This window comes from Corynebacterium efficiens YS-314, from assembly GCF_000011305.1.
GTDB classification, from domain to species: Bacteria; Actinomycetota; Actinomycetes; order Mycobacteriales; family Mycobacteriaceae; genus Corynebacterium; species Corynebacterium efficiens.
Window position 1 is genome coordinate 262,901 of sequence record NC_004369.1, and the last position, 14,983, is coordinate 277,883.

Annotated in this window: 9 protein-coding genes and 3 pseudogenes; 7 read left to right on the top strand and 5 right to left on the bottom strand. The window is 55.7% G+C overall.

Features of this window, described 5'->3' with window-relative positions:
- The first annotated feature begins 165 nt into the window (after positions 1 to 165).
- From CE_RS01465 to CE_RS15560, 4 genes and pseudogenes are all read left to right on the top strand, one after another.
- On the top strand, positions 166 to 1,509 hold the full coding sequence (locus CE_RS01465) for an IS256 family transposase (RefSeq protein WP_011074885.1): 1,344 nt from the start codon (positions 166 to 168) through the stop codon (positions 1,507 to 1,509).
- 160 nt (positions 1,510 to 1,669) lie between these two features.
- Positions 1,670 to 2,863, top strand: coding sequence for an IS1249 family transposase (locus tag CE_RS01470; protein WP_035109062.1), 1,194 nt, complete (start codon positions 1,670 to 1,672; stop codon positions 2,861 to 2,863).
- A gap of 748 nt (positions 2,864 to 3,611) precedes the next feature.
- A complete protein-coding gene (locus tag CE_RS15135) occupies positions 3,612 to 4,190 on the top strand; it encodes a hypothetical protein (protein ID WP_143758387.1) in 579 nt (192 codons plus the stop codon).
- Between the two features lie 58 nt (positions 4,191 to 4,248).
- Positions 4,249 to 4,470 (top strand): annotated as a pseudogene (locus CE_RS15560) (transposase); the annotation flags it as partial.
- Here CE_RS15560 and CE_RS01480 read toward each other — a convergent pair.
- Positions 4,463 to 5,649, bottom strand: a protein-coding gene (locus CE_RS01480) for an IS3 family transposase (protein WP_143758376.1) whose coding sequence is annotated in 2 segments (ribosomal slippage) — positions 4,463 to 5,376 and positions 5,376 to 5,649 — 1,188 coding nt in all. Because the reading frame shifts where the segments join, the coding sequence is not laid out codon by codon here. The pseudogene CE_RS15560 and the gene CE_RS01480 sit on opposite strands and share 8 nt — an antisense overlap.
- Positions 5,650 to 5,717: 68 nt before the next feature.
- Between CE_RS01480 and CE_RS01495 the strand changes: the two are divergent.
- Positions 5,718 to 6,745 (top strand): annotated as a pseudogene (locus tag CE_RS01495) (IS3 family transposase); the annotation flags it as partial.
- Positions 6,746 to 6,775: 30 nt separating this feature from the next.
- On the opposite strand, the gene CE_RS01500 reads toward CE_RS01495, so the two are convergent.
- Positions 6,776 to 8,005: an IS110 family transposase gene (locus tag CE_RS01500; RefSeq protein WP_006770550.1), complete on the bottom strand. Its 1,230-nt coding sequence runs from the start codon at positions 8,003 to 8,005 to the stop codon at positions 6,776 to 6,778.
- A gap of 357 nt (positions 8,006 to 8,362) precedes the next feature.
- Between CE_RS01500 and CE_RS01505 the strand changes: the two genes are divergently transcribed.
- A complete protein-coding gene (locus CE_RS01505) occupies positions 8,363 to 8,653 on the top strand; it encodes a hypothetical protein (RefSeq protein WP_143758388.1) in 291 nt (96 codons plus the stop codon).
- A 126-nt stretch (positions 8,654 to 8,779) separates the two neighbouring features.
- On the opposite strand, the gene CE_RS01510 is transcribed toward CE_RS01505, so the two are convergent.
- Positions 8,780 to 10,189 carry an IS1380-like element ISCef6 family transposase gene (locus CE_RS01510; RefSeq protein WP_011074819.1) on the bottom strand — a complete coding sequence of 470 codons (1,410 nt, stop codon included), beginning with the start codon at positions 10,187 to 10,189 and terminating at the stop codon, positions 8,780 to 8,782.
- Between the two features lie 138 nt (positions 10,190 to 10,327).
- Between CE_RS01510 and CE_RS01515 the strand changes: the two genes are divergently transcribed.
- A complete protein-coding gene (locus tag CE_RS01515) occupies positions 10,328 to 11,635 on the top strand; it encodes a nuclease-related domain-containing protein (RefSeq protein WP_143758389.1) in 1,308 nt (435 codons plus the stop codon).
- A gap of 205 nt (positions 11,636 to 11,840) precedes the next feature.
- On the opposite strand, the gene CE_RS01520 is transcribed toward CE_RS01515, so the two are convergent.
- Positions 11,841 to 12,686 carry a hypothetical protein gene (locus CE_RS01520; RefSeq protein WP_011074894.1) on the bottom strand — a complete coding sequence of 282 codons (846 nt, stop codon included), beginning with the start codon at positions 12,684 to 12,686 and terminating at the stop codon, positions 11,841 to 11,843.
- Between the two features lie 561 nt (positions 12,687 to 13,247).
- Positions 13,248 to 14,597, bottom strand: a pseudogene (locus CE_RS14660) (ISL3 family transposase).
- Positions 14,598 to 14,983 lie beyond the last annotated feature (386 nt).

A 14,983-nucleotide genomic window follows, 5' to 3' on the forward strand; every position in this document is an offset into this window, starting at 1 on the left:
GTTAAGTGGGTTAAATGGGCTTAGCCTTAAAAAATGTGTCCCGGCAGGGGAGGAAAACTGGGGGTTAAGCCCTAAAAAGTGTGTCCGGATTTCGGAAGAACCCCAGGAGAGTGTCTAATGGTTTGTGTGTGAGGGACTCCCCTCACATCAAGGAGATAAACCATAATGACCACCGTGGCTAAACAAGACCCAGCAGATTCCGCACGGATCAAAGCAATCGAGGAAAAGCTCCTAGCCAACCCAGAAATGGCAAAGCTCATCGATGAGCTCGGCACGTCCACCACCGATGCCAATGACCTCGTCCGGGGCCTGTTACAGGCGTCAATTAACCGTGGTTTGAACGCGGAAATGGATGCCCACCTCGGCTACGGGCATAGTGATCGGGATGGGAAAACAGCCGCTGGCCAGGGAAATCACCGCAACGGGTACTACCCCAAACGCGTGGACTCCAACTACGGTCCCATCGATGTTGCTGTCCCCAGGGACCGCAACGGCTCCTTCCTACCGACCATGGTGCCCAAAGGCTCCCGCCGGCTCACCGACGTCGACGATATGATCATCAGCTTGTATGCGGGCGGGATGACCGTGCGAGATATCCAACACCACATGATCACCTCCATGGGTGTTGATATCTCCCATGAAACAATCTCCGCGATCACCGATGCCGTCTTGGATGAGGTCATGATCTGGCAAAACCGCCAACTTGATGACTTCTACCCGGTGATCTTCCTCGATGCGTTACGCATCAAAGTCCGTGACGGGGGCCGGGTGGTCAACAAGTCCGTCTACCTGGCCATCGGGGTGGATATGGACGGGATCAAGCACATCTTAGGGATCTGGTTGGCGAAGGAAGAAGGAGCGTCGTTCTGGGCGAATGTGTGTGCCAACCTCGCCACCCGGGGAGTCCAGGACGTCTTTATTGTCTGCTGTGATGGGCTCAAGGGCCTGCCACAGGCGGTGGAGGCCACCTGGCCTGATTCCATGGTCCAGACCTGTGTCGTGCACCTGATCCGGGCGGCGAACCGGTGGGTGGCCTACGGCGATCGCAAGGCCGTGTCGGCGCAGTTGAGGAAGATTTACACGGCCCCCACCGAGGACACCGCTATCGCGGCGTTGGAGGAATTCGAGGCATCTGAACTGGGAGTGAAGTACCCACAATCGGCGAAGGTGTGGCGTGATGCCTGGGATCGGTTCATCCCATTTTTGCAGTTCCCGCCGATGGCGAGAAAGGTGATTTATACGACGAACTCGATCGAATCGATGAACAATGAGCTGCGGAAAGCCACCCGGAACCGGGTGCAGTTCACCAATGATGAGTCCGCGATTAAAACCTTGTGGTTGATGATCTGCAATATCGAGGACAAGCGGGCGGCGAAACGCGCTAAGCAGGGAAAACGGGTGGCTGCTAGCAGCGGCCGGTTGATCGAGGGCCGCAAGGTCGCCAACTGGAAGCAGGCGATTAATCAGATGGCGGTGGCGTTCCCGGACCGCTTTGAGGCTTACCTTTAATATTTAAATCCAGGAGCCCCACACACAAAAATCTTGACACCCTCAACCCCAGGCCACCGCACCTAAATTGACGGTTAATAGCTCCCCGACAGCTATTCCCACCGCCTTCCCCCACCCCACACCACGAATCTGATAACCCCCCTCGGTTGGATAACTATGGGTGACGACCAACCGACCACGCTGCCCCATATGCAGCAACCTCACCAAGAAAAACGGCACCACCACCAAAGGGACCACCAGGTGGCGATGCACCCACTGCGGACACAGCTTCACCAGAACCACCCAAACCACCCACAAAAACGCTGCGACCTTCGCCTTGTTCATCACCTGGATCACCGGCAAGAAGTCCTTGACCGAACTGGCCCGCGACCACCGCTGCCACCGCAACACACTGGCCAGACGATTCACCTGGTGCTGGTGGATCCAACCACCGACCACCCCAGACGCCCACCGCATCTACGACCAGATCTTCCTCGACGGTACCTACCTCAACGGCGGATGCCTCCTGATCGCCTCCACCACCGACCATGTCATCTCCTGGCACTGGTGCCAGAAAGAAAACAAAGCCGCCTACACCGCCCTGCTAGAACCACTGGCCCCACCGTTGATCGTGGTCATCGACGGCGGACAAGGTGCCTACTCAGCGATTAAAGCCCTGTGGCCGACCACGAAGATCCAACGCTGCCTGGTTCATATCCAGCGCAACGTCCGCCGCAACACCACCAGCAGGCCCAGAACCGATGCCGGCAAGGCCATCTACCGCATCGCATTAAACCTCACCAAGGTCACCACCCCAGAGCAAGCAGCAACCTGGGTCACCCACCTGCACGATTTCAACACCGTCTACCGCAGCTATATGGACGAGAAAACCTACCTGCCGACTACTCAACGCCGCGGTAACAAAGACTGGTCTTTTACCCATGCCCGGGTACGTAAGGCCTACAGCCAGCTGGAATACGCCTACAAACGAGGATTCCTATTCACCTGGCTCCAACCCCCCCACGGCAGTGTTGAACCGAAGAAGCTCGCCTCGACCACTAACGCGCTAGAAGGTGGGTTCAACGCGCCGTTGAAACACCAGGCCCGGTTACATCGTGGCCTGCCGATCCACCGCCAACGCATAGCCCTGGATTGGTGGTTGTACCTCCAGACGCAAGCACCCGACGATCCTGTTCGGATCGCCGGGCACCAGCAGTGGGGTCAACACGCACGTCAGCTTGCAGCCACGGTGCTGGAAACCGAGATCGGGAACATCCACGGACACGATGACGGCCGACCAGCTACCTACGACACCGCGATCGACTCCACGTATTCACACTCTATGGGTATCAGACAGGGATCGGTAGGCCGATAATAAACGATCTGGCCTCGGCGACACGCCGAAGCCAGACACACATTTTGGTGCTTAACCCTGAAAAACAGGCTGGAAGGTAAATAACCTTCCAGCCTGTTGACGGGTTTGGGAAACCCTGTTCAGCATAGGTTTCTCTAGGGAATTCCATCCCTGATTCCCTCGAGTTCCGTGGAAAATTCCATGGGTTCGACGGGGTGTCATTGGCGGCTTCGTCACCACAGCTGCGGTACTAGTTGACACTTTTCCTAGAGACAGTCAGCCGGACGGGATTTCCTCTATACCTATACCGATCTGGCGTGTCGAGATGTCCCAACGGGACATGAACAACCCGTTTCCGAACGAACATAGCCTGCAAGGGTTGGTTAGGGTCCCCATGTGCTTTGGCTCTATTTTGTCGTTGACATAAATCAAAGCATCCGAGCCTTGGGGGAGATAGTTGACCAACTATGATTTCATTTGCGGTGTGCTTACCGACCGCTGGATGCTCTCAAAGCCACCAAGTGGTTCCAGTGTTTCGTAATTCAAAAACCCTAAACACGCGGAAAATTAGAGTTAAATCCTACCTATGAGGATATAAACACATTTAGTAGTTCATCTACAATTTATCCACTAGTTTATATCCGTCCCCAGGTAATCTGTATTTCACCGGAGCTAGAGGAGCTTTAAAATCGCTTATCGCAAATCAAAGAAGAAAAATAAAGAGAAGGCCCGTCGCCAGCGGCTAGAAAAAGACTCGCTGACCCTTGCTTTGTTTGAGGGAATCGAATTCTTTGACAAAGTCTTTCAAGGATTTGATGGACAACCTGAGGACCATGTAGCTCTGCGACAACATCTAGACACCAAGCTTGATCACGCATGGGCCGACCTGAGTGCTGCAATGTCCCATTACAGTCCTGTTCAAATTGTCGGCGGCCTAAGACTTCGCTACAGCATGCCACTGTATACCGGGGGCCCCAATCCTAATATCAGTGATGGATTGTTTTTGATCGACCTGGGGGCATCGCTCCTTTTGTTGTCCCCAGCATCTTTGAGCTGCGTTGAAAGGCAGCCGGTAGATAAGAGCTCTGAAGGCGATAGTGAACCACAGCATCTAATTGACGAGGTGGTCATTCCCTTGCTTCGAGATATCGGGCGCCTTCTGTCAATGCTCATCCTACTTGGTGGCGACGCACAACATTCTAAGGCTTCTATTGCTTCTCGCACTGAGCTGTCTCATTTGTGGATAAGTGAAGCAAGCTATACGCAAATATTAGCCGATACGTATAGCGTCATTTTTGCAGATGATTCGATGGAAAACCTGATGCGAGAAACATTCGGTTGGACCTGACCCCCGGATGGTAGACACCCTGATGCCAGCATGATGCTGGGAAAGGTAATCTGCCACCATGCCAAGCAAGACCTACACAGAGGAGTTCAAGCGCGACGCTGTCGCCTTGTATGAGAACTCCCCAGGGGCTTCGATTCAGACCATTGCCGCTGACCTCGGGATCAACCGGGCTACCCTTCATAACTGGTTAAAGAAGTACGGGACAGGTGCGCGCACCAAAACCGGCACCGCGGAGGGGCCCGACCCCCGGATGGTGGACACGGAGGATTTAATCAGGAAGCAGATTTCAGGATAGCAGGACCGCGCTCTTCAAACACCGCAGGCGCGAGATATTTACACCAGGAATGTCTGCGTACCGTGTTGTAACGAGTACACCAGCGGAAAACATCCCGTCGGCAGATCAACTGGTTTATGAATGTCTTGGAATCCTGAAGAACTTCCCGCTTCATCGCGGCATTGAAGGACTCGGCCAAAGCATTATCCGCACTGGTTCCAATTGATCCCATCGACTGCCTGATCCCCAGGTCTTTACAGGCGCCCTGGAATGCATGAGAGGTATACACGCTCCCGTGATCCGAATGAAAGATCGCCCCCTTCAAGTCTCCACGCTGGCCCTTAGCCATGGTCAGTGCATCCTGGACCAAGCTGGTGCGCATATGATCTGCGATGGAAAAGCCCACCAACCTGCGGGAATAACAATCAATGACCGTAGCCAGGTACATATTCGACCCGTCCGCGATCGGCAGGTAGGTAATGTCCCCGACATAGAGCTGGTTAGGCTTGTCGGCGGTGAATTTCCGACCGACAAGGTCAGGGAACACTGGTTTCTTCTGATCTGACACGGTGGTGGTGACCTTGCGCTTCTTGGTGTAGCCAAACAGTTTGAGTTCACGCATGACCCGCGCAACTCGCTTGTGGTTCACGGGGGTTTGATCGGCCTGGTCCTTGAGTTCGGCCGTGATCCGTTTGGCCCCATAACAACCCTTTTCGGCGGTGAAGACCGTCTTGACCCGGGCACCGAGGAGGGCGTCAGAGATAAGTCGTTTTCTCCGGGCTGAGCTGCTGTTTTTCCATTTGTAATAGGAGGACCTGTTGAGTTTCAGCACCTCGCATAACCGCTTAACCGAATGGTTTTTCTGGGCGTCATCAACGAACCGGAAGCGGATCACCAGTTCGTCTCTTCCGCGAAATATTTAGCGGCCTTCCGCAGGATATCGCGCTCTTCTCTCAGTCGGCTAACTTCCCGTTCCAGCTGGCGGATCCGCTCAGCCTCAGTCACCGAGGCTGGTGAAGGCGTTTCGCTGGGAGTTGCGGTGCCGTATTTTTTTACCCAGTTCGCTAACGTGGCGCGATTGATCCCAAGGTCAGTGGCGATGGTCTGAATCGAAGCCCCCGGGGAGTTCTCATACAAGGCGACGGCGTCGCGCTTGAACTCCTCTGTGTAGGTCTTGCTTGGCATGGTGGCAGATTACCTTTCTGTCCCAGAATGTTGGGATGTTAGGTGTCTACCAAACGGGGGTCAGGTCCGAGTCGCCCTCGTCGATGTCGGTGACCGAGGCTGAGCGGATCCGCCAACTAGAACGGGAAGTCAGCCGACTGCGCGAAGAGCGTGACATCCTGCGGAAAGCAGCCAAATATTTCGCGGAAGAGACGAACTGGTGATCCGCTTCCAGTTCGTTGACGACGCCCAGAAGAACCATTCGGTTAAGCGGATATGTGAAGTCCTGAAACTCAACAGGTCCTCCTATTACAAATGGAAAAACAGCAGCTCAGCCCGGAGAAAACGACTCATATCCGACGCCATCCTCGGTGCACGGGTCACGACTGTCTTCACCGCCGAAAATGGTTGCTACGGGGCCAAACGGATCACGGCCGAACTCAAAGATCAGATAGATCATGACCCCGTGAATCACAAGCGGGTCGCCCGGATCATGCGCTCGTTGAAACTGTGTGGATACACCAAGAAACGCAAGGTCACCACCACCGTGTCCGATCAGAAGAAACCAGTGTTTCCTGACCTTGTCGGTCGGAAATTCACCGCCGACAAGCCGAACCAGCTCTACGTCGGGGACATTACCTACCTACCGATCGCGGATGGGTCGAATATGTACCTGGCCACGGTTATTGATTGTTATTCCCGCAGGTTGGTGGGTTTTTCTATCGCAGATCACATGCGCACGAGCTTGGTCCAGGATGCGCTGCTGATGGCCAAGGGCCAGCGCGGAAACCTCAAGGGTGCGATTTTTCACTCGGACCACGGCAGTGTTTATACGTCGAACGCATTCCAGGACGCCTGTAAAGACCTCGGGATTAAGCAGTCGATGGGATCAATCGGGACCAGTGCTGACAACGCCCTCGCGGAGTCCTTCAACGCAGCACTGAAGCGGGAAGTCCTCCAGGATTCCAAGACATTCATGAACCAGTTGCTCTGTCGCCGGGACGTCTTCCGCTGGTGTACCCGCTATAACACGGTGCGCCGGCATTCCTGGTGCAGATATCTCGCCCCTGCGGTGTTTGAGGAGCGTGGTCCTGCTATCCTGAAATCTGCTTCCTGATTAAATCCTTCGTGATGCTCCTATGGTGTGTCAAGCAGTTTTAAGGAATTCTTCGTAGGTTAACTTCAACTCCGATAGTCGACGCTTGCCGGTTTCAATATCGCTAATTCTTGCTGGAGCGCATCCAAGTTTCTTGGCGACTTGGGTTTGTGAAAGCCCTTTTTTCGAGCGCAGAGCTCTGAATTCATCGCTACGCAACCCACTGGATTGTCTCACAGGTCGCCCCAGACACAGCACTTGATAGATCTCTCGGACGATGGCGCGTTTTAAGCACCGCATGATTTCTTTCTTCGACAACCCTTCTTTGATTCGACGTTGAACATAGTCCCTGGTGCGTTCATCGTGACGCATCCTGACCAGGACTATGCGGTGCAGTGCTGCGTTGGCTTGGCGATCACCCCCTCTATTTAACCGGTGTCGGTTCGTCCGCCCTGAGCTCGCCGGGATAGGTGCAACGCCCCACAGATGAGCCAACGCAGCCTGTGATCGGATCCGTTGTGGATTCTCACCGAGGCTCACCAGCAATTCTGCGGCAGTAACAGCCCTGCAGCCGAAAATTTGTGTCATCGCGGGATTGATGACCTCGACCAGATCGGTGATCTTGTTATCGAGTTCATCGCATTGCGCCCGCAGCATGTTGTAGGTGGTAGCCAAGCTCTTCAAACTGGTTAAGGTGCCATTGACGGGATCAGTGACATCTGCGGGTGGGCGGCACCGCGACAATGTCATAACCAGGGTGGTGGTCGTCATCGTCGCATAACGCTGCCGAACAGTCACGGGGGCCGTGACCAGCAGAGACTTGATGAGAGTCAATAGTTTTGCCGCCGTGGCGACCAGTTGATGGCGGGTAATCTGGAGCATGCGCAGTGACTCCACTGGCCCGGTGGTGTCTTTCGGGATGCTGAGTGCTTGACCGGTGAGCACCTGCCGGGCGGCGGCGAGTGCATCAACAGGGTCTGATTTGCCATCCCGGCGTCGAAGGGCACGGGTAGGACGCAAAACCTCGAAAACTACATGTCCATGGCCAATAAGATGCCGGGTCAGACCAGCTCCGTAGGAGTTAGTACCTTCTATCCCCGCAGCTACGACGCTGTAAGCTGAGAGGAACTCGGTGACCTGCTGGTATCCGTTGCTGGTGGTGGGAAAGGTATCGGTCGCCAGATGTTTACCAGTCTCGGTCACGATGGCCACGGTGTGGGTATCGGTGTGCGTATCGATGCCGGCTACGGGGCCAGCAAGGTCAATGGTTGGTGTGGGCATGATGTTCACGGGCTTTCTGAAGCGGTGGGACACGGGGGATCCACATATCCGGAGCTTCAGACAGACAAGACGCTGATGGGACTACTACCATGACACCTGCCAGGGTGGTCACGGAAACGGTCACGCTCCTATAAGGTCATGACCGAAACTCCGGATCGCGGTACGGGACCGGAACTACTCCGAAAGACAGATCACGAGCAAGGCACACAGTGTGGCCAGTCCACTTTGGGGTCATTTCGGATGGCTCCGATCCCGTACTCCCATTATCAGCGTCCACTTTCCGGGGGTCGGGCCCGTTTCACCTTTACTGAAGCATTAGACGTGATCCAGGCCGTTCAACTTGAATACCGTGCGCGTATGGAGACCCATTGGGAGGAGATCAGGCAGGCAGGCTTCTCTAATGAGAAAGAGAAAGCACTCTCTGAGGCTGGTATGCGCCGCATGGTTGAATATACGCAGACTATGGCGCTACCGCCGTCTGTGGACGAAGCTACTTTCGACGTGGAGTCCTTGCTCACTCACATTGACTTGGAGGAGGACATAGTCCGGCTTGTTCTCGACGAATGCTCATTCGACTATGGACAGCGCACACCTGCAGACGTAAAGCAGCTCCTCCTAAGCCTGGATCCGCCGATGGTCCTTCGGTGATCGGTTGATCTCAGCTGAGGGAACCACCAAGATTTTCGGGCAGGAGTGATCCCCAGATCACGTCGTCGTCTGGTTGTTCCACGAATTGGTAGGTCAGCTCGGGCCGAAGGACTTCGGCGCAGGTGGTCAGGCGGGGACAGCCACCGGAGGCGAGTGACCGTGGGTGAACAGCTTCCGCCACTGGGCTTCCCATTTCCAGCCCTCCGGCAGGTGCAGCACCAATCGCCGGGACCGACGCGCCACCCGGGCCGCCACGATGACGATCCGACGCCGGATCGTCGCAGTCGTGGCCCTGGCCAGGCTGGTACCAGCAATGACCCCGGCCGCGCGGGTGAGGTTGAAGGCCATGACCGCGCATACCAACCACGCCGCATTCGCGGTGAATTTCCCTGATGGCATATGCGCCAGGGCGCTATTCTTCAGATCGGCGTTGACCTGCTCAATGATCGCGTGCTGCCGGTGGGTTTTATCCGCGGCCACGGTATCGAGGATGTCTGGGTCGGCGGTGGTGAACACCGCGTGGAAACGGTGCAGATCAAACAGGCCGGGCTGATCCACGTCCTTCTTGTTCAACTCCGGTATCCGGCGGACCACCAGACGTCCGGGGACCTGATCTGCCTCCGGCTTCGATGCAAAAGCAACGAAGGGGATTTCTGCGACTTCTGCTGAGGAGATCCAGGCCTGGGTGTCCTCGTCGAAGAGTGCGTCGGTGTACTCAATTGTTTCCCAGGAGGTGTCCGGGATCGTGGTGATCGCCTGGCGGATGTTGCGCGTCATCCGCGCGGTGACCGACACATCCGCACCTGCGGTGCGTGCTGCGTGGATGCTGGAACGGCTGTAGAACGCGGAGTCAGCGCGCATCAGGATCTTCTGCCCTGCCATGGCCGGTAGGCGTCGGGTGGTGGTGATGGCATCGGCGATCAACCGGCCGGCACCACGCGGGGAGCCACAGGCCCCGCGGCGCAGGCGTTGGGCCACGATCACCGGGGCGGACTCCCTTGTGGTGACAGTCGCCAGCAGGGCGTTGAGTCCGCGGATACCGGAGTAGCCGAAGCCGGCGCCTTGTTTCTGGTGTCCGTGGACTTCGATGATGGTGTCGTCGACATCGACGAAGACGTACCCGCTGGTGGTAGCCGGGTCGGGTACCAGGGTAGGTGCCTGGTCCGCCAGGTTGATCAGGAACCGGGAGGCGACGGCGTCGAGTTGGCGGACATGCCCGAAGGTGAAGGCCCGGAGGAAGGAACCCAGGGTCGAGGGTGCGTAGATCCGGCTAAACAGTCGGTTCATGCCGCCGTGGCGCAGCAGATCCATGTCGTCAATCGAGTCGGCACCGGCGACCATCCCGGCGATCAGGGAGGTGATCTTCGCCCCGGCATTGGCGCCCTTGTCGCCTGGCACAGTCATCCGGTGCTGCGCCAGGGCTGACAGCCCTGCGGCATCAGCCAGGCGCATGGTCGGGACCAGGCCTGCAGACGACACGAGGGTGGGGTCATCAAAGGAAATGGATATGGCTGCGGGGGTGTGAGATAGTTGCACCTGAGAGATGCCCTCCTGGATGGGGAATACAGACCTTCGACAAGTCGTATTATCCCAGTTCAGAAGGGCGTTTCTCTTTTTCCCACGCCGCTACCCCTAAATCACATCGGTGTATCCAGGCTAAATGGAATAAAACCAGTGGCAGGCTATCCCTTTCATCGCGAAGGGGCGCGCTACTTATTAATTAATGAAGCACTTATGCTGCCTGGGCTGAAAACCAGGATAGAAGGGAAACTTAAGAATCATCCCCTCTATGCGGAGGTCAAGGGCCGCACAATTGAAGACCTTGTAGAGCTATGTTTTGTCCAGTTCTTTGATGATGAAGCAGTTTGTTCGCAAGTGCACTATTTGTCAAAAGATAATCAACGGGGAGAAATTGACCTTTTAATCTGCAATGGTGATATTGCCCTCATAGTTGAGGTAAAAAGCGGTAGTCTTCGAGATTCGGAAAAGAAGAACCATCCAGGTAGCTTCACGCGCAAAATTAATGCCAGTATTACTAAGGCTTCGAAGCAGATTCATCAGGCTGCCGAAGCAATTTTGTCGGACGGCGGCTTCTACTCTCTGAAAAAAGAGTGGCTCGATTTAGCAAGTATTAGAGAAGTGCACACGATTATCGTGACTCTCGACGATCTCTTGGAGCTGGGAACAAACCAACTATCGTTAGAAGAAGTTGACCTACTTCAACATGGTGGCACGCTCCCGTGGATAGTATCTTATAATGACCTGTCCTTACTGCTTGAGATGATTGAAGAACCTGGCGAGCTCATTGCATATCTTCGACGTCGCACTAGTGCCGATATCGTTTCTAGGTATTGGAGCACAGATGAACTCGACCTTTTTCTCGAGTTCCGAGAAACAGGAATGTGGGTGGAGGTGGATCGTAGCGTTGATAATGTTGGTGCCGAGCTTTCTCCGGCTCCTGTAGTAATGGTGCCTTCGCGCACTGCCCTAGTCGATGCATGGTTTTATGGCTACGCGCCTAAGCCAAAAATCAAGAATGTTCCTATGCTTCCATATGTCCAGCAGGCCAGGCAGCAAGGCTTTGAACAATGGGTCGCTTTTGGAGCTGACCTTCTATCTACTGCAGAGGACGTCCAAGAGGATCTTCGGGGGGTCATGGAAAAGTTGGAACAGATGGCCGTACAAGATGGCCGTTCCCACTTTTTCACGTCAGTATTGGTAGGTCAAGCAATCAACCAAGTCACTCTGCTCACTGTCTATACCGGCGGTATCCTCGATAATTCACAGAAAAAGGATGCCGAGATTCGCGAATACCTAGCAATGAAGAAAACGCAGGTAGATGCACAACGGGCATATGGTATGCGCTTCAAGAAAGGTAAACTCATCAGCGTCGCGTATGACGCTGAGACCTACGATCCTGCAGAATTTGATCAGGAAAAATACTCTCGCCTTAAGCCGCCGCCCTCTGACTTTCACCAGTGAGGTACTGTACTTGCTCCCCGAAGTTACATGTGCTGTTGTAAAGTCGGGGCGTTGCACTGTGCTTCGTGCTGATAGAACTGTCAGCACAAAGCACGTAAAGGCCAGAAGTGTGAGCATGAATATGGATAGCTTAGGAGGGGGGTGTCCCCCATGGTCTTTGGTACTCTTAAACGATCCGAGGTGCGTGTATCTTCGGCGAGATTCTTTAGGTGGATTTGCCCTGGTTTGATCTTTGCTTTTCTATGCAGTATATGACGAACTCCCCGTATCGTTGGAGAACCTCTTGCCTAGCGATGGTTAGATCTGGTTTGGTTTCGTGCTTGAACGGGATGGCAGCGTCGATCGCACAGATGAGCGCAGCTCCTGCACGTGAGGAGAAATCATAGATATCTACATAGTTATGTAGGGTCTGATGGTCAGCGCTGGTCATGACCCCTACCTGACTAACCATATTGTGATGGACGAATCTATTGAGAACCTTATAGAGGTTTCCAGCCTCGATGCTTTCGAGGTGAGTCTCCACCAACATGTTGTACTGTGACGTCAATCTGTCTGAGCTCTGCACGCCGACGCTTCCCATCCTTTCTTTCAACTCCTCTAATGCTAGCGCCATTGGTTGTAGCGGATGGCTTGACGAACGCGCGCCTGCATTAAGTAATCCAAGGTGAAAGGTATTAACTGCGCGACCAGTACGTCTGACATGGTCATCAACTTCACATAGAAAGACCACTACGGCAGAGTTCTCTAACACTGTTCTCGCCAGGGTGGCTGGAACCAGTGGGCCCTGTTCTCCACGTAGTAAGACTTGCCCAATGGCGTAGACAGCACTACCAGCCGCTTGGAGGTGACTAGCTACAGCTTCGTCGGCCATTAATGCGATGTTGCTGTTGATCTCATGGTCTAAGAGTGGCTTGAAGATCTCGTTGACTCGATCTTGTGCTTCGAGAGACAAAGACGGGGGAGACTTCGCCAACTCATTGGTTTCTAAGGCGAAGTCGATAAGGGCTCGCCCCAGCTTGTCCTGAGGGAAAAGGTCAAAAAAATCTGGCACGACTCTTTCCTTGAGTACTTATAGGTGTGAATGCCACGGGATCGCGCGGTTGGGGCCAAGAATAGGGCCTCGTGGGGCCAATGGCCGCAACAATAGGGCTCCTCGTACGGTCGTCGAAGGGTTGGTCGGGATCCACCGGAGGAAGGAAAGACCATCGATGCTCAACCCCGATGCCGAACGGTGCCCGGTGGACCTAAGTGTGACTCTAGGCGGCGGTCCCTCCAGTTCTATCCGATTGTCGGGCTGATCGCCCGAGAGGGGTCCTGAGTTCTCACTGAACCTACTCTCTTTGCGTGCTGGCATAGTGCGAAGATGCTTTTCCTATGTCACGGCGTGGTTTTAGGAAGGGCCCACGCCCTGATGCTGTACCAATCCTTCACGGACCTCTCCGGGCGATGGCCACAGGATGATGTCAAGGGCTAGGTTCTGTTGCGAAATTCGTGGGGATAGTCTCAAGGTAACGGGAATAGGGCGGTCTCCGGTGTGGGCAGAGGAGAGTGCGACCACACCACGCCAGGCACCGGAGGCCTTGATTCCCACCCTTGACAGGCTCTTCGCGTTTTAGACTGCGTTGATCTGGCCCTGCAGCTGCCCGGAGTGGATCAGGCACCGCAATATGTAGTGGTTTAGGTTCCTGAACCCCAGGGCGATCCCACGCCGGTGCTCGAGCCTGCCGTTGACGGCCTCGACAGACCCAGTGGACGCACGGATATCGAAGTAAGTGAGCACGTCCTCCGGCGGCGCCACAAGGTGCGCCCCAGCTGGACAAGCTCCTTCAATCCAGGGGGTAAGCCCTTACGCCGGCTGTTGATCACCCTGCTCATTAACTTCTTGCCCTCGCACTTCTTCGGATGCCCGTACGCCGCAATCCGGTCCTGGTAGAACAGCCACGTCACCTCCAGAGCCACGAAGTCATCATCGGTGGCCCATAACATGTCTAGAGGCTGTTTCTGCCACTGCGTGAGATAATTCGTCCTGGTCAACAACGTACGGCGGTGCTTGTACAGCGGGTCGTCCTTCCGTCCGCGGCGTCCGGTGGTCTCACGCTGCAGTCGCTGCCGACACCAGGTCGAGCTTGTCAGCTGCCAGATGCACGACATGGAACGGATCCATGACCTCGGTCGCGTCAGGGAGGACCTGGTCCACAGCACTGGCGTAACCGGTGAAGCCGTCCATCGTTACGACCTGTACCTTCTCTCGGAAGCTGGGATCGCGTTCCTGCAGCCCCGTACGCAGCACCTGCGCGCTTTGTCCGGGACGGATGTCCAGCAGGCGGGCCGGACCACGCCCATCCATCAGCGAGGTGAGGTCTACCAGGATGGTCACCAGGTTCGGGGGCTTGGTCGGGCGGCGGGTGTGTTTCCACACCTGTCCGTCGACGCCAAGGATGCGTATGCCGTCCAGGTGGTGCGGGTCGTCGTAGACGAGCCGGCGACAGGCATCGAATGCCACCTGGTTGACCAGCGCCCAGCCGACACCGAGTGCTTTGGCAGTGGCAGATACACTCATCCGGTCGATGGCCAGGCGCTGGAGAATCCAGCGGGTGACCCGGTGGGTGAGCTTGGCACTGTCATCCGTACAGGTCAGAGATGCCTGGAAGATCTTCCTCGGACAGGACGGGTCCGCACACAGGAAGCGGGGGACGCGGACATGCAGGCGGGTAGGGAACCCCACGACCGGAAGGTCGACGAGCCGACGCAGGGTGTGAGCCCGCAGCTTCCCGGGGTGTCCGCAGTCGGGGCAGGTGTGGTTCACGGCCACGGGTGCGGCGTCGATGATGGTGATGGTGCCGGTGACGATGATGGTGCCGGTGACGATGATGGTGCCGGCATCAGCGGCACCGGTGATGGTCAGTCCCATTTCTACGGTGCAGCAGATGGTGTCGGCTACGAGGTTGCCCGTAGGCTGCACAGTAGGGTCCTGGTTCGGTCACATGATGGTGTGGTAACTCGCATCTTGTGACCTGTCAGGACTCCTATATGTTGTGCCACCCCGAGCCCCACCTGGTGGTCAGCTACGCACTCGCGAAACGCGAACAGCCCCTAATTCGCTGCGAATTGCCACCCGGCGGGGGTTGGAATATATTAATATCATTAATGAGCACCCTTTCTATTGTTAGTGATTCGGATAAGTTAGAAATTCCTGTTAAGTGCAGGGGCTTTGATCGGCGTGCGGCCCTGTCTGTTCTGCAGCTACCAGCGGCGGGCGTCGTGGGTGACGCACAGTCTAAGGGCGAGGGAACCGACACTGTTCTGTCGACCCTCACGGTTAAGGTTGCAGGAGGTAGCTCCGCCTGG

Bases quoted from the DNA above. Each gene is read 5' to 3' on its own strand.
- CE_RS01465 (WP_011074885.1), top strand. From the start codon at position 166: ATGACCACCGTGGCTAAACAAGACCCAGCAGATTCCGCACGGATCAAA.
- CE_RS01500 (WP_006770550.1), bottom strand. From the start codon at position 8,005: ATGCCCACACCAACCATTGACCTTGCTGGCCCCGTAGCCGGCATCGAT.
- CE_RS01505 (WP_143758388.1), top strand. From the start codon at position 8,363: ATGGAGACCCATTGGGAGGAGATCAGGCAGGCAGGCTTCTCTAATGAG.